Source organism: Phyllobacterium brassicacearum, from assembly GCF_003010955.1.
GTDB lineage: Bacteria > Pseudomonadota > Alphaproteobacteria > Rhizobiales > Rhizobiaceae > Phyllobacterium > Phyllobacterium brassicacearum.
The window spans coordinates 42056-67777 of sequence record NZ_PGGO01000017.1; the positions used below are offsets into that span (position 1 = coordinate 42056).

Consider the following 25722-nt stretch of genomic DNA (forward strand, 5'->3'; position numbering starts at 1 on the left):
TTGCGAGGCGTGGCCGCTCGAGCGGTCACGCCTGTTTGCTCATCGGACAGTGAACGGCTCGACCGCGGCATAGACCGCGTCTGGTACATTCACCTTCAACAGTTCCATGTTGCGCGTGAGGCTCGATGGCTTGGCTGTGCCGATGAGGACATTGGCAACAACCGACTCCCGTAACGGGAATTGCACGGCCGCTGCCGCGAGCGGAATATCGTTGTCTTCGGCGATTTCCTGCATTGCGCGAACGCGGGTGAGAACATCCTCGGAGGCAGGTCCGTAATCGAAATTCGCTCCAGCAACCGGACCGGTGGCGAGGATGCCCGAGTTGAAGACGCCGCCAATGACGAGTGATATCTGCTTCTTGCGGCATACATCCAGCAGGTCGCGTTCGGCGGAGCGGTCCAGCAATGAATAGCGACCCGCAAGCAGGATACAGTCGATCGGGTGCCGCGCGATAACGTCGAGACAGACCTCGACCTCATTGACGCCAAGACCATAGGCGGAGATTGCCCCGGATGTTTTCAGCTCGTCCAATGCGCGCATGCCGCTGTCGAGCAATTGAGCCAGATAGACAGCGTTCTTCTCGGCTCCATGGGTATAGGCGCCGATATCATGCACATAGAGAATATCGATCTTGTTGAGACCCAGCCGGGCATGGCTGAATTCGAACGAGCGCATGATGCCGTCATAACTGTAATCATAGTCGACCGCGAAGGGCAGCGGATTGACATAGGAATGATCCGGAACCTGATCTTCCGGTACAGGCCGCAGCAGACGCCCGACCTTTGTCGAAAGCACGTAGGTCTCGCGCGGTTTGCTGCGCAGAAAATCGCCGGTCCGCCGCTCGGACAGGCCGAAGCCATAGAATGGCGCTGTATCGAAGTAGCGCAGACCAGCGTCCCAGGCTGTCTGCAGCGTTTCGATAGCCGCTTCGCGAGTGCATTCCCGGTAAAGCCCACCGATTGCTGCCCCGCCAAAACCAAACTGTGTGACGGCGAGGGGCGTGGTGCCTATTGTACGGATATCCAAGGTGCTTCTCCCATACGTCCTTGCAGTTACCTGCGCCAGTCAAACATCACTTCTTGCGCAGCGCATCCGCCAGCGCTGCTCCGAACGCACCTTGCGGGGCAGGAGCAGACTTCGGTGTAGGCGCTGGGCTCCGCTGCCGCTGCCTGTTGTCATCAGCGCGAGGACCCTTGGAAGGCTGCGAACCGCCGCCATCCTTGCGCATGCTGAGCCCTATACGCTTGCGCTTTGCATCCACGTCGACCACCCGCACCTTGACGACGTCACCGGCCTTGACCACCTCGTGCGCATCCTTGACGAAGCGATCCGCCAATTGCGAAAGGTGGACGAGCCCATCCTGGTGCACGCCGATATCGACGAACGCACCGAAGGCGGCGACGTTGGTCACGGTTCCCTCCAGAAGCATTCCAGGCTTCAGATCCTTGATGTCGTCGATACCGTCGGCAAAGGACGCTGTCTTGAATTCCGGTCGGGGATCGCGCCCGGGCTTCTCGAGTTCAGCGATGATATCGCGTACTGTCGGCAAGCCAAAGCGTTCATCGACAAAGACGCGGGGATCGAGCGCCTTCAGTGCGCTGCTGTCGTTCATCAATGACCTCACATCGCGGCCGCAAGCACTGACAATCTTCTTGGCAACACCGTAGGCTTCCGGATGCACCGCGGACGCATCCAGCGGTTCGGTGCCGTCTGGAATGCGCAGGAAGCCGGCGCATTGTTCAAATGCGCGTGGTCCGAGCCGTGCCACCTTCAGGAGATCGCGACGCGATTTGAACGGGCCAATCTCGTTGCGATAAACGATGATCGCTTCAGCGAGCGACGTACCCAAGCCGGAAATTCGGGCAAGCAGTGAGGCCGAAGCGGTGTTGAGATCGACGCCCACGGCATTCACCGCATCTTCGACCACGCCTTCGAGCGAACGTGCAAGACGGTACTGATCGACATCGTGCTGGTACTGGCCGACGCCGATGGATTTTGGCTCAATCTTGACGAGTTCCGCGAGGGGATCTTGCAGCCGCCGCGCAATCGAAACTGCGCCGCGAAGCGACACATCGAGCTCCGGAAATTCCGCCGCAGCGGTTGCCGATGCGGAATAGACGGAGGCACCTGCCTCGCTGACGATCACTTTCAGCGGTTTGGGCGATGGCATGTCCGACAGCATGTCGGCAACGAGACGTTCGGTCTCGCGGCTGCCGGTGCCATTGCCAATGGCGACGAGCTCAACCTTGTGCTGGACGATAAGCCTTGCAAGTTCAGCCTGCGCTCCGCGTACGTCATTTCGTGGCGGGAAGGGATAGACAGTTGTCGTGTCGAGAAGCTTGCCTGTGCCGTCGATGACCGCCACCTTGACGCCGGTACGGATGCCCGGATCGAGCCCCATTGTGGCACGAGACCCCGCCGGGGCTGCGAGCAGCAGGTCCTTGAGGTTGCGGGCGAAGACGTGGATTGCTTCTTCCTCGGCGCGTTCACGCAATGTGGTCATAAGATCGACGGAAAGATTGAGCGAGAGGCGAATACGCCAGGTCCAGCGCACGACGTCCATGAGCCATGTGTCGGCAGCGCCATTGGCCGGGATGGAATAGGCGTCGGCAATCATGCGCTCGACGGGTTTAATCGCGGCGGTGTCTTCAGCATCGACCTCAAGGTCGAGCGACAGCACTTCCTCATTGCGGCCGCGGAGCATGGCGAGCGCCCGGTGGCTCGGTACGATCGCCCAGCGCTCAAAATGATTGAAATAGTCCGAAAACTTCGCTCCGACCTCCTGCTTGCCGTCTATTACTTTGGCACGGAGAACCGCGCGATCTTGCATGTAGTTGCGCAGACGGCCGACGAGGTCGGCGTTCTCCGAAAAGGTCTCGACAAGAATATCCCGGGCACCGTCGAGCGCAGCCTTCACATCAGGAACGTCGTCAGTGAGAAAGTTCTTGGCCAGCTCGGAAGGAATGGTGCGCCGGTCGGATAGGATAGTTTCCGCCAGGGGTCCCAACCCGCGCTCCCGAGCAATTTCTGCCTTGGTCCGTCGCTTGGGTTTGTATGGAAGGTAGATGTCTTCCAGCTCCGCCTTGGTAAGCGCTCCAGCAATCTTGCCTTCAAGATCGTCGGTCAGCTTGCCCTGGCTGCGGATGGAATCGATGATCGTGTCGCGGCGCGCATCGAGTTCACGCAGATAGATGAGGCGCTCGTCGAGCGTGCGCAGCTGCGTGTCGTCAAGCCCGCCCGTGACTTCCTTGCGGTAGCGGGCGATAAAGGGAACGGTTGCTCCGCCGTCGAGAAGCTCGATCGCCGCACTGGCCTGTTCGGGTCTTGCGTTGATCTCGGCGGCGATGAGGCGAGCGATACGGGCGGTATTGGCAGCACTAGCAGTCACGAGGCGTTCCCATAAATCATGATCGGGCGGCGACCATAGGACCGCCCGCGCATGACCGCAATCGCTTCGAGGCTGAGACCTACGTCTTTTTCAACAGCGATTTGGCTTCTTTGATACCGAGCGCCTCGGGTCGTGAGCAACTTGTCTTGATGTCGATGAACTTCTTCTCCTCGCCGGAGCGGAGAATGGAGACCATCACATCTACCCCGTGCAAGGCGCGCTCCAGCGAACAGCGTATGTCCCGCCCCTGCAGGATCGCCACGGCCATGTCGGCAAGACCGGCGGTGCGATAATTAGCCATCATGCCCGCAGGATGCTTCTGGTTGGGCGTGCCGAATGGATGCGCCCAAGCTTTGACCGGTTTTGCCTTCTTTCCTGGTTTTGCCAGCTTGACCTCACCGCCAAAGAAGTTCGGATCGGGCAGGAAAATCGAACCGTCAGTGCCGTAGAGTTCCATGTTGGGGTGGTGGTGTGCCCAGACATCCCAGCTGGCCGACAAGGTGACCGAGGCGCCGCTTTCGAACTCAAGGAGTGCCTGAATTGTCGTCGGAGTTGTCACCTGGATCGTCTCGCCCCTGCGCGGCTCGCTGGAAATGGTGCGCGTTGCTGTCGCCATCGAAGTCAGGGCGGCGACACGTCTGACAGGGCCGATGAGGTTGATCAGGTTTGCCACGTAGTAGGGACCGAGATCAAGGATGGGACCGCCACCCGGACGGAAGAAGAAATCCGGATTCGGGTGCCAGTGTTCCATGCCATGGCTCAGTACGTGTGCTGTGCCCGAGGTGATCGTGCCGACCTGCCCGTCATCGACCAGTTTGCGAGCCAATTGGTGTGCACCACCCAGATAAGTGTCGGGCGCGCACCCTGCTTTCAGGTTTTTCCTTGCGGCGAGCTTTTGAAGCTCAAGACCGTCTTTCAACGATAGCGTCAGCGGCTTTTCCGAATAGAGATGCTTGCCGGCGGAGAGGATTTGCTTCGAGACATCAAAGTGAGCGTCCGGTACGGTCAGGTTGACGACGAGATCGATATCGTCACTCGTCAGCAGCGCATCGATGCTACGGGCCTCGACGCCATATTCTGACGCACGTCCCGTCGCCGCCGTCCTATTGATATCGGCTATGGAACGGACTTCAATACCTTTGAAGAGCGGCGCAAGCCTCAGATAGGTCGTGGATATGTTGCCGGCACCGATGATGCCGATGCCTAATGTCTTGGCCATGTCGTTGTCTTTCTTCAGAACGCCTTCAAGGTAACGATGGAGCGGCGGGCGAACCGTTCATCGTCCGATGGATTGTCGTGTTCCATGATGAAATAGCCCGCGGGCGTACCCTTCAGGATCTTCATCAAAGCCTTCCAGTCGACGGTGCCATAACCGACATCGGCCCAACCGTCCTCGTTGGTATTTTGACCGGAGGGAGCGATATCCTTGACATGCACGGCAGTGATGCGTGAGCCATGGTTCTCGATCCACTGGAATGGATCGGCGCCGCCGCGAATGATCCAGGCAATGTCAGCTTCCCAGGAGATGCTTGGAGCCGCGTCGAAGATCAGCTTTTGCGGAATAGAGCCATCAGGCAGCGCCTTGAACTCAAAGTCGTGATTGTGCCAGCCGAAAACATATCCGGCTTTGCTGTAGGTGGCATATGCCGCTTCCAGCCGCTCGCCAAAAGCTGACCAGCCCGCCGCATCCGTTGGCCGCAGGTCCACGGCGAGGTGCGGGCAATAGATGGCCTTCATGCCGAGGATCCCGGCGATGTCGAGTACCTTTTGCTGTTCCTTTTCGAGAAGATCGATGCTGAAATGACCCGTAGGCATGGTGACCCCATGCGCATCGAGCGACTTTCGCGTCGCTATTGGGTCGCTATAGACAGCGCCATAGCCTTCAACCTGGGCATAACCGTTACGCTTCAGCATTTCGAGCGTCTGGTCAAGTGGCGGAAAATTGCGGGAGCTGTAGAGCTGATAGGAAAGGTCGGTCACGTCGTTTCTCCGTGTGCTTGGGAAGACTAGAGGCGGTTTTCGGTTTCGGCGTCGAATACCGAGGCCATGGCAGGATTGAAGGTGAGGAACACTTTTTCGCCGGGTTGGTACCGCCGGCCGGAATCAACCCGAACCGATATGGCCTTGCCTGCGACCTTCAGCCATACGAGGCTGTCGGCGCCCATGGGTTCGTCGAGATCAACGACGGCCGGGCAGGAGCGCCCAATCGGCCCGGGCTTGTCACCGATCGTGATGTGTTCCGGCCGGAAGCCGAATATCACGGAATGGCCCGGAGCGAGTTTGTCGTGGGCAGTGTATGTGGCAAGCGATACGTCAAGGTCGGCTGACCTGAACACCGGCTCGCCATCGTCAGTGGCGATCTCGCCTTTGACGAAATTCATCGCCGGCGAACCGATGAAACTCGCAACGAAGAGATTGCGAGGCTTGTTGTAGATCGTCAGCGGGTCATCCAGCTGCTGGATCAGGCCGCCTTTCATCACTGCGATGCGATCGGCCAGTGTCAGGGCCTCGATCTGATCATGGGTAACATAGATCATCGTGTTTGCGAGCTTGTGGTGCAGCCGCTTGATCTCGACGCGCAGCTCCGAGCGAAGCTTGGCATCTAGATTGGAGAGGGGCTCGTCGAACAGGAACACATCGACATCGCGCACCAGGGCCCGACCAATAGCAACGCGCTGGCGCTGACCACCGGACAATTCGGCCGGCTTGCGCTGCAGCAAGGGCCCGATCTGCAGGATATCAGCCGCCGCCGCGATGCGTTTCTGGATTTCAGGCTTCGGCAGGCCGGCAACGCGCAATCCAAAGGACAGGTTCCGTTCGACGGTCATTTGCGGGTAGAGGGCGTAGGACTGGAACACCATACCGATACCGCGATCCTTCGGTTCCTCCCAGGTCACGTTCTTGCCCTTGATGAAGATTTGCCCGTCGGAGATTTCGAGGAGTCCGGCGATACAGTTGAGCAGTGTGGACTTGCCGCAGCCGGACGGTCCAAGAAGGACAAGAAACTCGCCATCGGCAACCTCGATGTTGAGATCCCTCAGGACGCTGATGGAGCCGAAATTGAGGGATAGATCTTTGATGGAAACGCTATGCAAATCGGTCACCCCTTTACAGCACCGGCGGCGATGCCCCTGACGAAATATTTGCCTGAGAAGAAATAGACGAGGAGCGGTACAGCACCGGTGAGAATGGTCGCGGCCATGTTGACGTTGTATTCCTTCACCCCTTGCGTCGAATTGACGATGTTGTTGAGTTGCACCGTCATCGGGAAATTCTTGGTGCCGGCAAAGATCACGCCGAAGAGAAAGTCGTTCCAGATGCCCGTCACCTGGAGGATCACCGCGACGACGAAAATCGGCAGGGACATAGGCAGCATGATCTGCAGAAAGATGCGCCAGAACCCCGCTCCGTCCACGCGTGCGGCCTTGAACAGCTCCGGCGGCAGGGAAACGAAGTAATTGCGGAAGAGTAGGGTAAGGATCGGCATGCCGAAGATCGTATGGATGACGATGACACCCGTCAGCGTTCCGAAGATGCCGAGTTGGCGCGTGATGATGACGAGGGGATAGAGCATGACCTGATAGGGGATGAAGGCGCCGAAAATCAGCGCCGTGAAGAACAGCTCCGAGCCCTTGAAGCGCCAGTTGGAGAGGGCATATCCATTCACCGAGGCGATGATGATCGAAAGGATGACGCTCGGCACCAATATCTTCATGGAGTTGAAGAAGCCGACCTTGATCCCTTCGCAGTAAAGCCCGGTGCACGCGCTGTTCCAGGCGGTTGCCCAAGGCTGGAACGTCACCTCGACCGGCGGCGAGAAGATATTGCCGATGCGGATTTCCGGCATGCCCTTCAGCGATGTCATGACCATGACGTAGAGCGGAATCAGATAGTAGATCGCGGCCACGAACAGCACCGAATAGATCATGATCGAAGCGGGCGACATCAGTCGCTTGGGGCGCCGGCCCCGCGGTTCAAAGCTTGCGAGACTTGAGCTCATTTTGAACCACCTCCGCGGCGTTTCTCGGGACGGAATTCCAGCATTGCCCATGGCACCAGGATGATGAGGACGGTGGTCAGCATGATGGTGGAGGCGGCGAGACCCTGGCCGAGATTGCCGCGCGAGAACATGAAGTCGTAAACATATTTGGCGGGCACTTCGGACGATATGCCGGGGCCGCCATTGCTGAGCGCAACCACTAGGTCATAGACCTTGACGATGGTCGCGGAGATGATCACGAGGGTAGTGATGAAGACCGGCCGCATCATCGGAATGATGATGAAGAGGTAGGTTTTCCATGCCGGGATGCCATCAACCCGTGCGGCTTTCCAGATCTCGTCATCGATATTGCGCAAACCGGCCAGCATCAGCGCCATGACGAGGCCGGTGCCTTGCCACAGGCCGGCAATGACAATGGCATAGATGGTGAACCGGCCGTCGGTCAGTATCGGAAAATTGAAAGTCTCGAAACCGAGATCCCGGACAACCTTCTGGACGCCGTAGGCGGGTGTCAGAATCCATTGCCAGACCAGGCCGGTGACGATGAACGACAAAGCGTGGGGGTAAAGGAATATCGTGCGGAACGTATTTTCGAAGCGGACCTTCTGGTCCATCAGCGCGGCGAGTATGAAACCGAGCACCAGCGAAAAGGTCAGAGACAGGATACCGAAGATCGCGAGGTTCTTCAGGGAAACGGTCCAGCGCGAAGTCCGGAAAAGCCGGACGTACTGATCCATTCCGACGAAATCCAGCGTTGGCAGCGAACGTGATGATGTGAAGGAATAGATCACGGTCCACAGTGTGCAGCCGACGAAGACCACAAACACAGTCACGATCATTGGCACTGCCGCCACTTTGGCGTTCAGATTGCGCATCGGGGCAAACGGGCGTCGGCTCACAGCCATCGGAGTCTCCGGACCTCTCGGTGCAGCCGGCCCGGAGGCCGGCACCTGTCATTGCTTGTCTGGAGCCTATTGGGCTTCGCTGATGATCTCGACGAAGCGCGCCTGCGCATCCTCGACACTCATGTCCTTGTTTGCGAAGAACTCTGTATTCAGATCTTCCAGCTGTCCCTGGGCGTCCGAGGACAGCGCCTGCTCGATCGATGGAAGAACATTGTTGCCGTCGGCGAGGATCTTGATGCCCTTCTGCATGCAGGCATTGGCCGCCTCCATGTCGATGTCACCGCGTATTGGCAGCGAACCCTTCGCCAGATTGAATGCCACCTGCGTTTCCTTCGAGACGAGCATGCTGGCGAGCTTCAATTGCGCCCGCGTGACCTCGGGGTCCTTGTTCTTCGGGAAATAGAACGCATCACCGCCCGTATCGAGCACAGGATTGACGCCGAGCCCGGGCAGGCAGTCATAGTCAGTGCCGGCGACCTTGCCGGCCAGACCGAATTCGCCCTGTGCCCAGTCGCCCATGATCTGTCCCCCCGCCTTGCCGGTCAGCACCAGGGAAGTTGCCTCGTTCCACTGCCGCCCGACATATCCCGGATCAGCGAGATCGCGCGCATTGGCGAAGGCTTGCCAGACAGCCGTCATTTCGGGGCTGGCCGCGGCGTCCTTGTCCTTCTTGTCCATGATCTTGAGGTAGAGTTCCTTGCCGCCGAGCGTCGCCAGTATCACACGGAAAATACCGTCGACCTGCCAGGCGTCGCCGGTGGCGAGCGGGATGATTCCCTTTTCCTTCAACTGGGGTGCAGCGGCGACGAACTCGTTCCAGTTGGTCGGAGCGGCGGCGCCGGCCTCTTTGAAGGCATTCGGGTTGATCCACATCCACTGCCAGGAATGGATGTTGACGGGAACACAATAGATCTTGCCTTCATACTTGCAGGCATCGAGTAGCTTTGACGGGCGGATGAAATCGGCCCAGCCTTCCTTGGTAGCAAGCTCCGTCAGGTCGGTCATGAGTCCTGCCTTGACGAGATCTTCGGCATCACGCCCGGTGTTAAGCTGGGTCGCCCCCATCGGATTTCCGCCGAGAATGCGGCTGACGATAATAGGCCGGGCCGTCGTGCCGCTGCCGGCGATAGCGCCGTCTACCCATTTGTCGCCGCCCAGCTTGTCATAGGATTCCGCCAGAACCTTCGCCGCTGCCGCTTCACCGCCTGAGGTCCACCAGTGGGTGACCTCAATGTCCGTTGCTCCGGCATGTCCGGCAGCGAAAAGAAATGTCGAGGTGGCCAAGGCAGCCACAGCGGAACGGTAACGCATCGTATCCTCCCAAATCTGAAACGTTACAGGTACGCTAGTGCAAAGTTCTGGTCGATGCAATTCCCGCATCGGACTTTTTTCATTCTGTCGGCAATATGTGTTCGAAATAATAGAAAAATATTCAATAACATCAGTTAGTTATGAAACAAGTGACGATGTATTGCATCGAAGTTTGACTTTAATTTTGGCGAGGACGATATTGCCTGAAGGTCGGGAATGCATTAGATCATCATATTGGTGAGCTCAAAAATTGTTGAAACATTCGAAACGATACAGAATGCTTTGATTTATCGAAGGATGACAGAACGGCCAATTGCAGATGAAGGCAAAGGACGACAATCAAAGACGGTCGGGAGAAGCCGCAGTTGAAGTAACGGAAGGCGAGCGTCCGACGTTAAAAACGATTGCTTTTATGGCCGGCCTCGGTGTCACCACCGTTTCCCGCGCCTTGAAGGATGCGCCGGAGATAGGGCAGGCGACCAAGAACCGCGTCCAACTCATTGCCAAGCAGATCGGCTACCGGCCCAATCGTGCCGGGGTGCGCCTGCGCACAGGCAAGACGAATGTCATCAGTCTCGTGCTCAATGCGCAGTCCTCGATCATGGGGCTGACATCCAATATGGTCTATGGCATTTCAGAAGTCCTGTCCCAAACCCCCTACCATCTGACGGTCACGCCTTATTCACTTGAGAACGATCCGATGCAGCCGATCCGCTACATCGTTGAAACTGGGTCGGCAGACGGAATCATCATGTCGCGCACCGAACCCGATGACCCACGGGTCCGCTATCTCACGGAGCATGGAATTCCCTTTGCCACGCATGGCCGGACGGAAATGGGTATCGAGCACCCGTTCCACGACTTTGACAATGAGGCCTTCGCCTATCTCTCGGTGAAAAGCCTGCTTGCAAGGGGCCGACGCAAGATCGCCATGCTTGCCGGACCTTCGCCCGCCGTGACCTATTACCGGCATCTTGACCGCGGATTCTCACGTTCCATTGAGGAAGGCGGGGCTGTTGGTGTTACCTTCTCCGGCATTGACGTCGATACGTCGCTTGGCCGTATTCGCGACCGCATGGAGGAGATCATGACGGGACCGAACCGTCCGGATGGCATCGTCTGCTGCAGTGGTGGGGCCGCCATCGCTCTGGTCGCCGGGATCGAAGCTGCGGGCCTGAAGATCGGCGAGGATGTCGATCTCGTTTCAAAACAGTCGACAGACGTCCTGAAATGGTTCCGCCCGCAAATCATCGTCTTCAACGAGGATGTTCGTCACGCCGGGCGTGAACTGGCGCGGGCGGTTTTGCGCCGGATCGCTGGAGTTGATGCACGCGAGTTGCAGAGCCTCAGCTATCCGGACGAGCACGAATTGCGCTAGGGAAGCTGTCCGGTTTCTTCCAGGTAGAGTTCGAACGTTACGCACACGGGATTTTTTCCGCGCAGGAGTGAGCCCTCGGTAATATTTCCTTGTGTGTCCACCATCGCAATCTCAAGATGGGCCCCACTACCGTCCGGTGATATGCCCCCTCGCGTTACAAAGACTTCGGTGGCGATGTCGTCCACTTTGGTCCCATCCGCATAACGTGCGCCGATAAGGCTGCCGAGGCCGCCGCGCAAGGTTGCATTCGCCAAATCATGCTTGCGGCAGATCGCTTCGAGCGCCGCAATGATATCCTCGTTTGGACAGACGCGGGCGATCACGGTGCGCGGCCTTCCACCCTGGATACCTGCCCCCGTCGGAACGGGGTGAAACAGCGTGAATGCTGTTTCCTCGTCCGGCTCTGATATCATTCGCACGGTTTCCACACCCCATGCCGTCGCTTGGATGGGCTGGCTGACAATGGTCTCATGCGGAAGGATATGTCCGGCACCGCGCTTTCCGTCGGACTCGATCCAGATCGCATGGCAGTGGATGAACGGGGCGCCATCGCGCTCGCCAAACGTAGCATTGCCGTTTTGGAGTTGTGTTTCGCCAGGCGGGGAAAAAGTCTCGCTATACCAGGCCGCATGATAGCCGTCGGTTGAAAGCGCCGGCATCAGATAGTGGAATGGGGCGAAAGCACCGCCACTAAGGGTCATCGCTGCGGCGCATATGTTAGCGGCGCGAAGGGGACGGGCAATCGCTTCGTTGATGCTCAGTCCTGGTTCGAGCGTGAAGTCAATTCTGCGTCCTGCGCCTTCGAAACTTTCGAAACGCGCCGCAAGGGCTGGGCCGGGCTGTTTCAAGCGGCGCTCAGGCAATGGGGATATCGTCCATACTGCAGAATGCGCTCCTTTGCTCCGGTCGAAAAAATCTTAAACGAACGTCGCCCGCTTGCAATCAATTTTGCGGTATAGTTTTATAGCGTGATCGAGTGATCCATAATGTGGATCGAAATAGAGGGAGGAGCATGGAGCAGAAGGTTACCCGGACAACTGGCCTCAGCGGCTCCCAGAGCGTAGACAGGGCGCTCGGCCTCCTGAGCCTCGTTAGCTATTTCGGCGATCAAGGTGGGGCCCTTAGCGACATCGTTGAACAAAGCGGCCTCAACAAGCCCACTGCGCGGCGTCTGCTCCTTGCGCTCATTCGCTCCGGCTTGCTGGAACAGGACCCACTGACGCGCCGCTATTACCTGGGCCAGGAAGCCTATGTGCTCGGAACGCTCGCGACACGGCGTTACGGCCTGCTGCAAATATCCCGTGACAGCCTGAGTTTTTTGTCGGCGAAGACGCAAGACACCAGCTTCCTGTCAATCCAGCGCGACAATTATGCGGTCTGCCTGCACCGGGAAGAGGGCACTTATCCTATTCGCACGCACGCATTGCAGGCGGGATTTCGTCATCCCCTCGGCGTGGGGGCCGGGTCTCTTGCCATTCTTGCGACAATGGACGATGACGAGATTGAAGCCGTGCTCGTAGCCAATGAGCCGGAGCTCCTGGCCGAATTTCCGGATCTTGCCCCACCTCAGATTCGCGTCGACATCGCGACGGCGCGGGAGATGGGGTTTGCTCTCAATCCGGGGCGTATTCTCGCCAACTCCTGGGGTATTGGCCTTGCGATCCGTTTTCCGGACGGCCGCCCCGCCGGGGCGCTCAGTATTGCGGCCATTGACAGCCGCATGCAACCGCCGCGGCAGTTGGAGCTGGCCACCCTGATGCGCGGGGAGGTCAGGAAGATCGAGGCGCGGCTGGCGCATCTCCAGCCGCTGAATGATCGGCCAGATCGCCCGTCCACTCCCATTAGAACAGTAGAGGCAGGTTGGAGCAGGTGAGGTCATGACGCACATCAACCGGCTGGTCGTTGAACCCATGTCGAAACGGGTGATGAACCTTTCCGGATTTCTTGTGCAATCAGCGAAACGCTTTCCGGACGAAGTTGCCTTGGTATGGGGCGAGCAATCATGGACCTGGGCGCAGATGCTCCGCCGGGTCAACGCCATGGCGGCGGCATTGCAAAAGGAATTCGGCGTTGTCATGGGCGACCGGATTCTCGTCCAGTCACAAAATTGCAACCAGATGTTCGAATCCATGTTCGCCTGCTTCAAGCTGGGCGCCGTATGGGTGCCGACCAATTTCCGCCAGACTCCTGACGAGGTCGCCTACCTTGCCAGGGCAAGTGGTGCGAAAGGCATGATTTGCGGGCGCCTGTTCCCGGAGCACGTGGATGCTTGCCGCGTGGCCAGCCCCGATCTGAAATTTGTTGTTGCTATCGGTAAGGCCGGATTTGGCGATGATTATGATGCCATTGTCGATCGTTTCGATGGCGAAATGGTAGCAATGGCTCCGGTTGAGCACTGTGACCCCTGCTGGTTCTTTTTCACTTCCGGAACGACCGGCCGGCCGAAGGCGGCAGTTCTAACCCACGGACAGATGGGATTCGTGGTTACCAACCACCTGTGCGATTTAATGCCGGGGACGACCCATAAGGATGCCTCGCTCGTTGTCGCGCCATTGTCGCACGGCGCTGGCATCCACCAGCTGACACAAGTGGCCCGCGGCGCGAAAACCATTCTCCTGCCAACGGAAAAGTTCGACATTGCGGAGGCCTGGCGCCTTATCGAGAAATGGCAGGTAAGCAACATGTTCACCGTGCCGACGATCCTCAAGATGCTGACCGAACACCCGGATGCCCAGACTCGGGATCATTCCTCGCTGCGCCATGTCATCTATGCCGGTGCACCCATGTACCGGACCGACCAGGTCCGTGCCCTGCAGACGCTGGGACCGGTGATCGTCCAATATTTCGGCCTCGGCGAAGTGACGGGCAACATCACGGTGCTGCCGCCTGCGGAACATCATCTGGAGGATGGCCCCGAAACGCGCGTGGGCACGTGCGGTTATGCGCGCACCGGCATGCAGATTTCAATCCAGGATGACGAGGGCAGGGAAGTGCCGCCCGGCACGACCGGCGAGATCTGTGTCATCGGCCCGGCGGTTTTTGCCGGCTATTACAATAACCCGGAGGCAAACGCGAAAGCTTTCCGCCACGGCTGGTTCCGCACCGGCGACCTCGGCCACATGGACGACGCCGGGTTTCTCTTCATCACGGGGCGGGCATCGGACATGTATATTTCCGGCGGCTCGAATGTCTATCCTCTGGAGATTGAGGAGAAGATCCTGGCACATCCGGATATCAGCGAAGCTGCGGTACTTGGAATCCCGGATCCGATGTGGGGCGAAGTTGGCCTTGCGGTCTGCGTGGCGCGCCCGGGAACAGCGCCAGACCCGGAGGCGATCATGGCCTGGCTCAGCGGAAAGATGGCACACTACAAATTACCGAAGCGACTTGTCTTCTGGCCGGAAATGCCAAAATCCGCCTATGGCAAGATTGCCAAGAAGCTGGTCCGCGAAGAACTGATCAGGCGCAACGAACTGGACAGCACGGTCTGATAGTTCACGCGTCACGCGGTTCGACGGTCAAAGACCGTCGCGTCCGCTGATCCCGGGCAATCTGCCGAAGCATGCTTTGGCTGGCCGCGATCATCTCGAAAAGAAAGGCGATCAACGCAAGGCCCAGCGACACTACTGCACCTGAAAAGAGCCAATACAATACGTGTTCGCGAAAGCCGCTACGTCCGATCGCGCCTCCCAGCAGCGAGATAATCGCCAAACATGTAAAAACGCCGGCGCTGGTGCCCAAGAGCACAGCGATTTCGAGCGCAAGGGTACGAATACGCAGATAATTCAACTGAGCGAAGCGATCCTCGTTGATCTCATGCTCTTTTTCGATCAGGTCAGATATTGCATTCACACGATCAGATATTCTGGAGAGCCGAGACACAAACGCATTGAGGAAACCGGCCGTGCCAGCGAGCAGAAAAACCGGCGTCAGCGCTGTTTCAAGTGTGTTTACGATCGAAACGATAACGGGTGACGATGTTGCGTCGAGCATTACTATTTTTCTCCATAAGGCTTCGTTTGGTGCAGCTCGCCGGTCATGGCCATAATAGGTGTCCCAAAACCTAACAATTCCGACAGAAACCCATCATCGGCATTTAGAAGCCGGCCTGAGACTTAGCGCTAGCCCGAGCTTTGTGTTAGATGGAAGGCCCGCCAGGCGAAAATGGCGGACGCGAAGCTGGGGAAATCCGACAAATGAAAATCCTAAAGATAATCGCCATGGCGGTTCTGGTATCAAGCTGTGCAGGTATGGGACAGCCGGTTGCTATGACAGGCGATTTTGGCCCCCAGACACTAACCCTTATCAATTCCTACAGGACGAGCCATGGCCTGCCTCCCCTGGCCGCCAACGGCACGTTGAAAGCCTTGGCACGGCAACATAGCCGGTCCCAGGCAGCCCGGACAACCATCAGCCACGACGGCTTCCGCCAGAGATCGGCCCAAGCTAAAGCTGCCGGGCTCAGTGGAATATGTACAGAAAACGTTGCCTTTAGATATAAGAATGCACAGCATCTTTTTTCAGGATGGAGGAATTCCGCGGGCCATAACACGAACTTGCTTCGGCCTAACATGCGATACGCAGGAGTTTCTGTCGTCGGGGCTTACGCTACTTTCTTCGCCTGTGGATAGCGCCCCGTTACCGTTCAGCGCGAAAGCGTTTGTCACCTTCCCATTGGTTCCATTCGCTTTGAACAAATCGAACCAAAATGGTCCTTAAAGGTTGTTTTAAGAGCAGCCTTTATTGACGAAGAATTTCTCCACGGCTTTAAGCGCGTCGCCTGAATATTCCTTGGGATTAAGGTCAGCGATCAGATCGGGAAGCACAAAATTGGTGTTTGGTTGATCAATGTATTCTTGGAGAAGTGTGCAATTCTTGTTCTCGTGGGCAATGCGCAGAGCGATAGCTTCGACGAACCCGACGCAATATCCGTGGTTCAACGGGTTGCTTGCGTCTTTGCACATTGCCTGAAGTTTGGCGAAAGTCGGCTCTTCAGCGAGCACAGGGCTGCTGAAGCACGAGCAAATCAAGATTGCGGACAGGGCATTGACCGTCGGAAATCGCAGCTTTTTCATGAAAACGTGCTCCCTAGGTGGCAATCGTTCGAGTTTTCGCCGTTTCTGGCTCCTGCGTACTTTTTGTCCGAGTCTGATCTTGCGATGTCTTGGCCGAATTCACACCTTGTCCGAACCCCAGTTCAGGAAGAAGCCAACGTCCCCCGGCATTCCACCAGGGAAGGTGATGATCATTGCCTTCAGCTTGAAGCCCTGCGGCTTGCCGAATTGCTGGTAGCGATCATAGAATTCCTTTGCCTTGCCCTGGAGCGTGTCCGGCCAGCTTCTGTCTCCGCTGTTTATCGCGCGGCCGCTGTCTGAACACAGATCCGATGAAAAGCTGTAGACCATGGCCTCAAATTTCCCTGCCTGGACCGCATTGGCCACCTGCCGCCTGACCGCCAAAATATCTGCTTCGCTGACGTGATTCTTGAGAAAATCTTCAGCGAAATCGGCGACCTTTCGCTCCTGGGCTGCCTTTGCTTTTTCCTGCTTTTGAGTTTCTTCCATCTCCCGCTGAATGACTTCCTTACGAAGGTCCTTTGCGCTTGGAGGCGTCGCATTCACATCAAAGTCCTTTTTTTCCGGCATCTCATTGATCCACTTCATAAAAAGGGTGAAGTCCCAAACTTCCGAGCTTCAAAACACGTCTGGCACAACGTTTAGGGTGGCATCTGACTCGACGAAGTCGTCTGGACGCTTTTGCCGCTTGCCAAACTTCGGTTCATCGAACTTGACCCGCTCGTACGGGATCGACTGGAGTATATGCGATATACAGTTAATGCGCGCCCGCTTCTTGTCGTCTGACGGCACGATCCACCACGGCGCGTATTGACTGTCAGTCATCCTGAACATTTCGTCATAAGCCCGCGTATAATCCCACCAGCGTTGATACGATGTGATATCCATCGGACTGAGTTTCCATTGCCGTACAGGGTCGTCAGTGCGCCGGTGGAACCGACGTTCTTGCTCTTCCTCGCTGACGGTGAGGAAATACTTCAGTAGTATGATCCCGCTTTCTACCATTGCCGCTTCAAAGCGCGGTGCAAGTTCGAGAAAGCGCTTCGCTTTCTTCTCGGTACAGAAACCCATCACTCGATCCACGCCTGCGCGATTATACCAGCTCCTGTCGAAAATCACGATCTCGCCCGCAGCGGGTAAATATCCAATGTATCGCTGCATGTAGATTTGTGATTTCTCTCGATCAGTCGGCGCCGGCAACGCGATGACGCGGAAAACCCGTGGACTGACACGTTCCGTGATCCGCTTGATCATGCCACCCTTTCCGGCGGCATCACGGCCCTCGAACACAATCACGATGCGTGCGCCTGATTTCTTAACCCACGCCTGCAGATATGCTAGCTCTATCTGTAGTCTTGCCAGTTCCTTCTCATAACGCCCTGAATCGCTTTTTTTGCCGCCGTCCTGAGTTGCTTCCTGCAACTTGTCATTCTTCTTATTCATCATCCAATCCTCCGCGACGCTGGTTCTCTGCTGCTGACAACTCAATAATTTTGGCGCCGAAATCGCTGCGTCCCCAGTACCGGGCAGGACCGAACAAGACGTAGGCTGTCGGCGCAGTTATGGCATAAGGGCCCTGTCCCAGGGACGTGCGAATAGCGGCTGTGTGGTACCAATGTTCCGTCGATACTAGCGCGCGAGGACCTGGCGCGCCCGTAGCATCGTGTAAGATACATCGCAGATGTCAATCTGTGAGCGCTTGCACTCTTGCAGCAACAGTTTGCAGTCAGTTCTCTGGAATCGAAAGGCCCGCTTGGGCCAGGCCCTCGATGAAATGCAATTGGTCTTCGGGGCGCCGGATCCGCGCTGCTACTTCATGCCGAATGTTCTCGAGAATGGTGGGTGCGTGGGTCTCGAGCCATAGCCGTTCGACATCGGCTTCTTGCATTCTGCCAAGCTTGCCGAGTATCGCCATCAGGATGACATGATAAATCGGATTAGCACGCAGGTCGGACAACTGGGCCCATCGCTCGGCTGTCGTGTAATCCTTTGCAACATAAGCGCAGACGGCCAGCGCCGCCTCGAAATATCCGGGTGGAGCTGGATTGCGCGAAACGGCCGACGATACGAGTTTGCAACCAGGCTCCCACTCCCCCGACAAGGCGAGCCGGAATCCATATTCACCTGAGAGCTCGGTGTCATTGGGATTGATCGCTAACGCACGTGCACCTACCTCCAGGGCCGCATCGACGTCGCCGCGGAAGAAATAAACAAGCATTGAGGATTGAAGCGCTCGGACGTTTTGAGGGTCGAGCTCAACGGCGCGCCGTGACGCCTCAGCGGCGCGGTCAAGTGAGGTCGGCGACGACGAATTCAAACGGTATCGGAAGCGGAACTCATCGAGATATGTGAGAGATAGAAGTGCCCAGGCGGTCGCATAGCCAGGGAATCGCTCAACGGCCCGTTTCAGGCAACTCTGAACAGAGGAATGCGAACGCGGCTCGAGTCTGGCTCGATAGCCATAATAGGCCAATGTGCATGCATATGCCTCCCAGTCATCGGGCGGCGATTGTGACAGGCGAGAGGCATCCGTTTGAAAAATTATGCCGTAGGGTTGCGCCAGTGCTGTAGCCACGCCTTGCGCAATGTCTGCCTCAAGCTCCAGCACGTTACGGACCTGGACGATTTTGTCGTAGTGGTTTGTCCAGATAACCGACCCGTCGGTGCGGTCCAAGAGGCGGGCGCTAATACGAAGCTTCTCTCCCTCTACGCGGACACGTCCTTCCAAGACATAAGGCAGTCGGGCGGTCACCGGGGCAGGCACTTCGCTTGAAACACTGGACGAGCGACCAGCAATTACGACGATCTCCTTGAACTTCGCGAGTTGGCCGATGACTTCGTCAGTCAATCCTCGGGCGATGATCGCCGATCGCTCCGTTCCGGAGAGGTCCACGAATGGATCGACCACCAATTTCGGCACATTGGGTCCTGTGTGGCCGACATTGTGTGCACTGGCGGTCTGCACGTCATGCTTCCAGCTCGTGCCAAGCAAGTAGCCTCCAACAAGAAACGCAAGACTTGTGAAAACCGCAGCTGCTAGAGCCAACCACAGCCAAGGTGGTGTGGACTCCCAAATCGTCGGTGAGTTTCTTGGTGCAAGAGCAGTATTGGGCTGCGTAGCCTCGGTCGACCGTGAGAAAACCGGCACATAACCGCCTTTGGGCATGGTTATGACAATCGGATCATGCTGGCCTGCGACAAGGTAGTAATGTTCGAGCCCACGCCGGATTAGACCAGCTTGGATTCGCACTACCGGGTCCAATTGCGCGTCAAACGACGCATCTCTCCCGAAAACTTCAATTGCGATCGAGTAAGCTTTAATTCGGTCTGCACGACCAGCTATTGCTTCCCCGATAACATAGGCCAGGAATTTCCTTGCCCGATCAGGTACGTCGAATTCTGCACTCGATCGAATTCGATCGAGTTGCGCAAGAATGTCAGCATCTGTGAGTGGAGTTTGCGACTCCAACCATGCCCTGCTTTGAACAACGGCTACCACGTCGTTCCCCCCACAGGCAGCGACGGGCGCTTTTCGCCTCGCTCCTCCCGTACAATACAGTATTTTACGCCCCTTCGGGACGACAACGCAATATCATTGGTTCAACTCGGATTGCCGCGGCTGAAGGGTCTTTCAAACAGAGAATCGAATGAAAACGCGTGCTGGACATATCGTTGAGGAAGATGGACTAGCTGCGGCTCAACGCAGGTTCCCTGCAAGCTCATTGCGGATTCGGCAGCTCCTCGTTAGCAACGAAACCTTTCGAGAACTATGCAGTGATCTTGCGGCCGCTGAACGCACGTTGGCGACGGTTGAGCAACTACCGGCTCACATCCGCAATGAACGCCGCGCCGAATTTACGGAAATGGCCGACAGTCTCGCAGCCGAAATCAAGGTAGCACTCTCTCACCCGCAGAATCCAAATACTGAATAACGCGGGACAAGTCTTATGGAAAAGAAGATGGGGGCACATGAGGTCAACGGCCATCAGGCGAAACGTAGTAACCAGAAACGGACTTTGTCAGGGTTGAGCGAGCACTGGAAAAAACCATGCGCATCAGAGAACTCCAAGAAATCAGATATCAGGACGGACTTTCCGAGTTGAGGATGGCCGGTCTGGATTCCTTCGAACGATATACGTGCGTCTACATCTCAATCGGCGACCCGGAGCGATTTCTGAGCGCAATCAAGAATGCTCTGCGAAGCGCCGACGGAAAACCATTCGCACTGGATGCGTTGGATTAGTCCGCGTTTGGAACTATCGTCGTGTTGATCAGGAGCTAAGCGGAACAACGTTCGGAGGTGGGGTCCAATGGAATCCAGTCAAATGAGGCGCGCATTCTTTTCTGCGCTCGTTCAACAGTTTCGTGTCGTCTGGCCCATCTTGTCTGGCGTGCTACTCGTCATGGTTGGATGTGGACTGATAATCGGGCAGATAGAAGATTGGCGATTGCTCGATGCTCTTTATTTCACATTCGTCACCGGTCTTACGATTGGTTACGGCGACCTGACGCCGGAACACCACTCATCTCGTGTGCTCGCCATCCTGATTGGCTTTGCTGGAATTGTATTGACCGGCCTCGTCGCAGCGATGAGCGTACAGGCCCTGAGAGCGACAGACGAAAATCATGGGTGATTCAGGGAAATGTCAAATACAGGTTGTTGATTGGAACCATCAGGTGACTTGAGGGCCCAAGGCCCGCCCATTGCGAGAAGGGGCTTTGTCCATGAGTCTTTTATTGGAAGAGATCCGCCACAACCGCGTACTTTGGCTACTGGTTTTCATACCTGCAGTGTTCGCCGTCAAGGGGATTGAGCCCGAGGCGCATACTCTGCTTTTTGTGCTTGCGCTCCTGGCGATAGTACCCCTTGCCACTTTGCTGAGCCACGCCACTGAGTCCGTCGCTTCCAAGACAGGCGATACAGTTGGAGGCCTTCTTAACGCCACGTTGGGCAACTTGACCGAACTCATCATTGCGCTGACGGCGTTGCGTGCCGGGCAATACACGTTGGTAAAGGCTTCCGTTGCCGGAGCAATTGTCACTAACACGCTATTCTTGTTGGGAGCGTCGTTCCTGCTTGGGGGGTTGAGGTACCACATTCAGGACTACAATCGCACCAATGCCCGTTTCCAAACCAGCCTCCTCTTTTTGGCTACGGTCGCATTGCTGATACCATCGGCAGTTGCTGCGCCTGATTTCGTCGAGGGGGCGACCTTCATGCATCAACTGAGTGTGGGTCTCTCGGTGTTGCTCATCGTCGCATACGGATTGGGCCTGGTATCCTCACTCAAGACACATCGCGAGCTCTTCGGCAGCACCGAAGAGCTCGTTTCTGATGATGCGCCATGGCCGATGGGTCTGGCGCTCTCGACATTGGCTGGTGTAACAGTCCTCGTGGCACTGGTGAGCGAGGTGTTCGTCGAGTCGGTGCAGCAGGCCGCAGTGGCGTTCGGGATGACGCCAGCATTCGTCGGTTTTATTGTCGTAGCGCTGGTCGGCGGTGCAGCTGAGATGGCTTCGGCTTTTTCCGGTGCGCGCAAGAACCGGCTGGACCTGAGTGTCGGCATCGCCTTGGGTAGCGCAGCCCAGATCGCGCTGTTCGTCGCCCCAATGCTCGTGCTTGTTAGTTACGTACTTGGCCCAACGCCGATGGACCTGCAGTTTTGGCCAGGAGCTGTGATCATGGTGCTCATTTCCACAATGACTGTCCTTACAGTCACCAGCAGCGGCCATTCGACGTGGTTTGTCGGGGTGCTCCTGGTGATGGTTTATCTGATTTTTGCTATGACACTTTACCTGTTGCCGCCGCGAATTCAGTAAACGCACGCAGTTATCTTCTGTCTCATGCACGATTGCAAATCGCATCGGACGGTGCAGACCGTGCTCTTGGCCGCTATGCTGTAATTGACATACTTTTGCGTTGCCCTTTAACTGCTCCGTATGAAGGATCGTCCGTTCCACATCACTGTAACCATTGAGCCAAAACTCGGGAGATTCCGCTATGTCAGATCTGCAGATGAGGCACGCCGGATACTATTGCAGGAATGGGGCGAGGTGAGGGGGCCGAAATACTTCGCGGCACTTACGGCCACCAAGAATAGTCTCAACGGAACGTACCCTCCATCTCACGCCAGGCGGGCATTCATTGCGGCTGCGATCGAGGCTCGAATACTGGCTGATGATGTGATCACTCCAGTCGCTGATCGGCGGCTGACGTTCGCGTTTCGGCCCGCCGCCGAATAGTGGCGGGAACCCAGAACACTAACAGCCGCAACTACAGATGATGAAATCGGGCTACATGGAACTTGGTGGGAACCCGGGGGCGCGTCGGATATATTTCGGGTGAGTACAGAGAGCGAGAAGGTGACAGCTGCACGATTGCATAAGCAAGCACGCATGGACGAGCACCCGCATCGCCGAGGTCGGGCCGGGGCCGAAATGAACATGGCTCACCGTATTGGCCGCCCTTCGGCTGCTCTCCGGCGAAAACAACGCCGGACCGCAGGCAGGCTAGGGTTTTACAAAAGAAGAATTCAACAGTGTCCGCGACACTGTCGACCTATCGATCACATTTGGGCGGACATTCCGCCATCCACGGTCAACGTCACGCCGTTGACAAAACTGGCGGCAGGCGAGGCAAGGAAAAGTGCGGCCGGCGCGAGCTCTTCCGGTCGACCCCACCGCTTCAGCGGAATCCGGACGTTGACGAAATCCTGGACCTTTGGATCATCGGCAAGAGCTTGGTTAGGTTCGGTTACGAACCAGCCGGGCGCTATAGAATTGACGGTCAGGTTATCTGCGCCGAATTCGACTGCAAGCGACCGGGCCAGCGCTGACAACCCACCTTTTGAAGCCGTGTACGCGGGGTCGGGTGCTCGAGCGATTGACGCTGCGATTGACGTCACAAAAACCAGTCGGCCCGACCCGGAACGTTGAAGCAGCGGTAGCGCGGCCCGCGCCAGACGATAGGCGGCCGCCAGATTCACATCGACAACAGTCGAAAAATCGGCGGGGCTCATATCCAACGTGCTACGTCGGTCGCGTATTCCGGCGGCATGAATGAGAATGTCCAGTCCGCCAAGCAGCTCCGCTGACCTTAGCACCAGCGTCTCAGCTTCGTTTACCAGGTCTGCGGCCACGACTTGAACAATCGACGCCTGGCCTTTCAATACTGTCCGTACTTCATCTAGGGCGTCTGCGTCCCTTCCACTGATGACAACGTCTGCTCCCGCAATAGAAAACGCTTTCGCGATCTCAAGCCCCAGGCCACGGCTGCCGCCCGTGACCAGCACGCGCTTTTCTGTGAAATCAAAGAGGTTTTTGCTCACCGGTAATTTCCTTCCATCATCCAGGACCCCACCCGAAAGGTTAGCGGCTAGAGGTGGGCGTATCAATTCTGGTGCCACTCGCAACCCCATTCGACTCGCCAGATTTGTTGTCAGAAGAGTGAGCCAAACGCCAAACAGTCATCGCGGGGCCTGTCCCGAAGGCGCAGATGGTCAACATCAGCAGTTCCTCCGCAAGGCTGGAATTTCCTTCTCAAACGCTAGACGACGCGCGCTAGAAAGATGATCATGATGAATCGCATCGAACTCGTTTCTATAGCTGTCGTTCACCCAGAAACTGATGCCTGCGACCCGAACGGCCGTCTGTTTCTACCCTATGCCAGATAATGCTTTGACATCGATCAGGCCTTCGTATTCAAACGGGCTATCGCAATCGGCGACTTGGCGAGGATGGTCTAATTGCGATGCGGGTACGGGCCTGCCAATCAAGTAGCCTTGGACTTGCTCGCATCCAACCTGTTTGACGCATGCGAATTGCTCCTCGGTCTCGATGCCTTCAGCTATCGTCGTCATCCCCAGGCTTCGCCCGACCCCGGTCACCAGTTCCACGATGGCGAAGGCATCTTCGCGGGTTGTGACGTCGCGGATGAAAGAACGATCGATCTTAATCTTGTCGAAGGGAAAACTCCTGAGGCTGCCGAGTGATGAGTATCCAGTGCCAAAGTCGTCCATCGCAATCTGGATGCCAACTGCCTTCAGTTGCGTCAAAGTTTCAAGCGTCTGTTCATTCTTGTCCAGCAGCACAGATTCGGTGATTTCCAGCTCAAGTCGGTTAGGATCGAGGCCACTTTGAGTGAGTATTTTGACGACGCTCTGAATGAGATTTCGGCTGCGGAATTGCACTGGCGATAGATTGACCGCGACTTTAAGTAACCTTGGCCAACGGGCAGCCTCCATGCAAGCCGTTCTTAGAACCCAATCTCCCAATTCATGGATCAACCCGATATTTTCTGCGACCGGGATGAATTCGGACGGCGGGACTTGGCCGCGTTTCGGATGAAACCACCGCAGGAGGGCTTCGTAGCCACATATTTCGCGTGTAATCGTGTTCACTTGCGGTTGATAGAATATTTCCAGCTCACCATTCCGCAACGCCTGCTTAAGATCAGCTTCGAACGACTTCTTCTCGGTCAATCTTGTTTGCATCTGGGATTGGAAGACACACGCGTGCCCGGAGCCGAAAGACTTTGCTTCGTAGAGCGCGAGGTCCGCGTGTTTGAACAGTTCATCGGCGTCGAGTTCCTCGTTCGATATGGCAACGCCGACGCAAGTACCAATTTTAATCTCACGCTCACTAACATGATAAGGAAAACTGATCTCATCCAATACGTCACGGGCAAAATCAAAAGCCTGCTTCTCAGTCAGACCCTCCGTTAGGATGGCGAATTCATCGCCGCCCAACCTACAGACGAGGTCACCTTCGCGACTGAGCTTTGTGAGGCGGCTCGCGACAGCTTGGAGAAGACCATCACCAACGTCATGACCCAGCGTATCGTTCACATCTTTGAATCCATCGAGATCGAGGAGAAAGATCACAGCGGTTGGTCCACCCGCTATCGCTGTTTTCAACCGCGCTTCCAGATCCTGGCGAAACAAAATACGATTGGGAAGCCCGGTGAGAGCGTCATGGTGGGCAACATGTTTTAGCCGATAGTTCTGGGACTTCAATTCCCCTGACGCCTCGCGAAGATTATCCGTCAAGTCCTTCATCTTGCGGTGAGCACCGTCCAGGAGGCTGTTGTGACGTAGGAGCAGAACAACGAGTACCACCCCGCAGAGAATCAGCCCGCCTGCAAGCCCGGTATAGATCAGATGGAGCTGTCGTAATTCTGCCTGAGCAGCGTCTATCAAGCCCACATCGAACTCAACCGCAGTGGATGCAAGCGCAGTCATGGACGCATCCAAGGCAGCCATCGATTGCAATGTCGTCTTGAGACCTTCAGAATCGAGGGCGTCGAGCCGCTGATCAAGCATCTCGAGAACATTCGTAAGCTTTACAAGCAGCTCGTGTCGCTGATGGTCTTGCTCGACAAAGGCATGGAGATTGCCCTGTTTCAGAAGCTCCACTCGGCCAATCATAATATCAAGGCGGAGGCGGACCTCATCGCGATCAACATCATTCATACCCAGAGCATAGGCAGCCAAGCGATGTTCGAGTCTCATATATTCAGAGAGCGTCTGACCAACGGCCCAGGAGTCGTTATAGCGGGCAAACTTCTGCAGCGCCGTTTGCCGCTCGGCAATGACATAGGCGATATAGGCCGTCGCCACGACGAAACAACAGATAATGATCCCGAGAAACCGTTTCAAACTGTGTCT

Annotated in this window: 23 protein-coding genes; 7 read left to right on the forward strand and 16 right to left on the reverse strand. The window is 56.7% G+C overall.

What is annotated here, in order from left to right; all coding sequences use genetic code 11:
- Positions 1 to 39: 39 nt before the first annotated feature.
- From CU102_RS20255 to CU102_RS20290, 8 genes are all read right to left on the reverse strand, one after another.
- Positions 40 to 1026 carry an aldo/keto reductase gene (locus CU102_RS20255; protein WP_106712911.1) on the reverse strand — a complete coding sequence of 329 codons (987 nt, stop codon included), beginning with the start codon at positions 1024 to 1026 and terminating at the stop codon, positions 40 to 42.
- 46 nt (positions 1027 to 1072) lie between these two features.
- Entirely contained in the window at positions 1073 to 3388 is a 2316-nt protein-coding gene (locus tag CU102_RS20260; protein WP_106712912.1) for a Tex family protein, read from the reverse strand.
- Between the two features lie 79 nt (positions 3389 to 3467).
- The gene (locus CU102_RS20265; protein WP_106712913.1) at positions 3468 to 4607 is read right to left on the reverse strand and encodes a Gfo/Idh/MocA family protein; all 1140 of its coding nucleotides are present in this window, start codon (positions 4605 to 4607) and stop codon (positions 3468 to 3470) included.
- Positions 4608 to 4621: 14 nt separating this feature from the next.
- Complete coding sequence (locus tag CU102_RS20270) at positions 4622 to 5368, reverse strand: sugar phosphate isomerase/epimerase family protein (RefSeq protein WP_106712914.1); 747 nt, start codon at positions 5366 to 5368, stop codon at positions 4622 to 4624.
- 26 nt (positions 5369 to 5394) lie between these two features.
- A complete protein-coding gene (locus CU102_RS20275) occupies positions 5395 to 6492 on the reverse strand; it encodes an ABC transporter ATP-binding protein (protein WP_106712915.1) in 1098 nt (365 codons plus the stop codon).
- Positions 6489 to 7388: a carbohydrate ABC transporter permease gene (locus CU102_RS20280; protein ID WP_208113869.1), complete on the reverse strand. Its 900-nt coding sequence runs from the start codon at positions 7386 to 7388 to the stop codon at positions 6489 to 6491. The genes CU102_RS20275 and CU102_RS20280 overlap by 4 nt, the downstream gene beginning before the upstream one ends.
- Positions 7385 to 8293 (reverse strand): carbohydrate ABC transporter permease, encoded by a 909-nt coding sequence (locus CU102_RS20285; RefSeq protein ID WP_106712917.1) that lies wholly within the window; start codon positions 8291 to 8293, stop codon positions 7385 to 7387. Before CU102_RS20285 ends, CU102_RS20280 begins: the two co-directional genes overlap by 4 nt.
- A 66-nt stretch (positions 8294 to 8359) precedes the next feature.
- Positions 8360 to 9604 carry an ABC transporter substrate-binding protein gene (locus tag CU102_RS20290; protein ID WP_106712918.1) on the reverse strand — a complete coding sequence of 415 codons (1245 nt, stop codon included), beginning with the start codon at positions 9602 to 9604 and terminating at the stop codon, positions 8360 to 8362.
- Between the two features lie 319 nt (positions 9605 to 9923).
- Here CU102_RS20290 and CU102_RS20295 point away from each other — a divergent pair, with 319 nt between their 5' ends.
- On the forward strand, positions 9924 to 10982 hold the full coding sequence (locus CU102_RS20295) for a LacI family transcriptional regulator (protein ID WP_106712919.1): 1059 nt from the start codon (positions 9924 to 9926) through the stop codon (positions 10980 to 10982).
- Here the strand turns inward: CU102_RS20295 and CU102_RS20300 are convergent.
- Positions 10979 to 11830 (reverse strand): PCC domain-containing protein, encoded by an 852-nt coding sequence (locus CU102_RS20300; RefSeq protein ID WP_106712920.1) that lies wholly within the window; start codon positions 11828 to 11830, stop codon positions 10979 to 10981. The two genes, CU102_RS20295 and CU102_RS20300, sit on opposite strands and share 4 nt — an antisense overlap.
- A 164-nt stretch (positions 11831 to 11994) precedes the next feature.
- Between CU102_RS20300 and CU102_RS20305 the strand changes: the two genes are divergently transcribed.
- Together CU102_RS20305 and CU102_RS20310 are read left to right on the forward strand one after the other, a co-directional pair.
- Complete coding sequence (locus CU102_RS20305) at positions 11995 to 12855, forward strand: IclR family transcriptional regulator (protein ID WP_106712921.1); 861 nt, start codon at positions 11995 to 11997, stop codon at positions 12853 to 12855.
- Positions 12856 to 12859: 4 nt separating this feature from the next.
- On the forward strand, positions 12860 to 14473 hold the full coding sequence (locus CU102_RS20310) for an acyl-CoA synthetase (RefSeq protein ID WP_106712922.1): 1614 nt from the start codon (positions 12860 to 12862) through the stop codon (positions 14471 to 14473).
- A 4-nt stretch (positions 14474 to 14477) separates the two neighbouring features.
- Here the strand turns inward: CU102_RS20310 and CU102_RS20315 are convergent, their stop codons facing one another.
- Positions 14478 to 14975 (reverse strand): DUF2721 domain-containing protein, encoded by a 498-nt coding sequence (locus CU102_RS20315; RefSeq protein WP_106712923.1) that lies wholly within the window; start codon positions 14973 to 14975, stop codon positions 14478 to 14480.
- Between the two features lie 275 nt (positions 14976 to 15250).
- On the opposite strand from CU102_RS20315, the gene CU102_RS20320 reads away from it, so the two are divergent.
- Positions 15251 to 15613, forward strand: coding sequence for a CAP domain-containing protein (locus CU102_RS20320; protein WP_245425451.1), 363 nt, complete (start codon positions 15251 to 15253; stop codon positions 15611 to 15613).
- 96 nt (positions 15614 to 15709) lie between these two features.
- Here the strand turns inward: CU102_RS20320 and CU102_RS20325 are convergent, their stop codons facing one another.
- From CU102_RS20325 to CU102_RS20340, 4 genes are all read right to left on the reverse strand, one after another.
- On the reverse strand, positions 15710 to 16057 hold the full coding sequence (locus CU102_RS20325) for a hypothetical protein (RefSeq protein WP_106712924.1): 348 nt from the start codon (positions 16055 to 16057) through the stop codon (positions 15710 to 15712).
- 99 nt (positions 16058 to 16156) lie between these two features.
- Positions 16157 to 16627, reverse strand: coding sequence for a histidine kinase (locus tag CU102_RS20330; RefSeq protein WP_106712979.1), 471 nt, complete (start codon positions 16625 to 16627; stop codon positions 16157 to 16159).
- Between the two features lie 48 nt (positions 16628 to 16675).
- Positions 16676 to 17500 carry a polyphosphate kinase 2 gene (gene ppk2 / locus CU102_RS20335; RefSeq protein WP_106712925.1) on the reverse strand — a complete coding sequence of 275 codons (825 nt, stop codon included), beginning with the start codon at positions 17498 to 17500 and terminating at the stop codon, positions 16676 to 16678.
- Between the two features lie 283 nt (positions 17501 to 17783).
- A complete protein-coding gene (locus tag CU102_RS20340) occupies positions 17784 to 19556 on the reverse strand; it encodes a hypothetical protein (protein ID WP_106712926.1) in 1773 nt (590 codons plus the stop codon).
- A gap of 826 nt (positions 19557 to 20382) precedes the next feature.
- Between CU102_RS20340 and CU102_RS20355 the strand changes: the two genes are divergently transcribed.
- The 3 genes from CU102_RS20355 to CU102_RS31155 all read left to right on the forward strand — a co-directional run bounded on the left by CU102_RS20355 (position 20383) and on the right by CU102_RS31155 (position 22300).
- Positions 20383 to 20691, forward strand: coding sequence for a potassium channel family protein (locus tag CU102_RS20355; RefSeq protein WP_106712929.1), 309 nt, complete (start codon positions 20383 to 20385; stop codon positions 20689 to 20691).
- Positions 20692 to 20782: 91 nt separating this feature from the next.
- The gene (gene cax / locus CU102_RS20360; protein WP_106712930.1) at positions 20783 to 21877 is read left to right on the forward strand and encodes a calcium/proton exchanger; all 1095 of its coding nucleotides are present in this window, start codon (positions 20783 to 20785) and stop codon (positions 21875 to 21877) included.
- 120 nt (positions 21878 to 21997) lie between these two features.
- A complete protein-coding gene (locus CU102_RS31155; protein ID WP_106712931.1) occupies positions 21998 to 22300 on the forward strand; it encodes a DUF982 domain-containing protein in 303 nt (100 codons plus the stop codon).
- A gap of 323 nt (positions 22301 to 22623) precedes the next feature.
- Here CU102_RS31155 and CU102_RS20370 read toward each other — a convergent pair whose 3' ends face one another.
- Together CU102_RS20370 and CU102_RS20375 are read right to left on the reverse strand one after the other, a co-directional pair.
- Positions 22624 to 23385 (reverse strand): SDR family oxidoreductase, encoded by a 762-nt coding sequence (locus CU102_RS20370; protein ID WP_245425439.1) that lies wholly within the window; start codon positions 23383 to 23385, stop codon positions 22624 to 22626.
- Between the two features lie 327 nt (positions 23386 to 23712).
- Positions 23713 to 25713, reverse strand: a complete 2001-nt coding sequence (locus tag CU102_RS20375; protein ID WP_106712933.1) for a putative bifunctional diguanylate cyclase/phosphodiesterase — start codon at positions 25711 to 25713, stop codon at positions 23713 to 23715.
- Positions 25714 to 25722 lie beyond the last annotated feature (9 nt).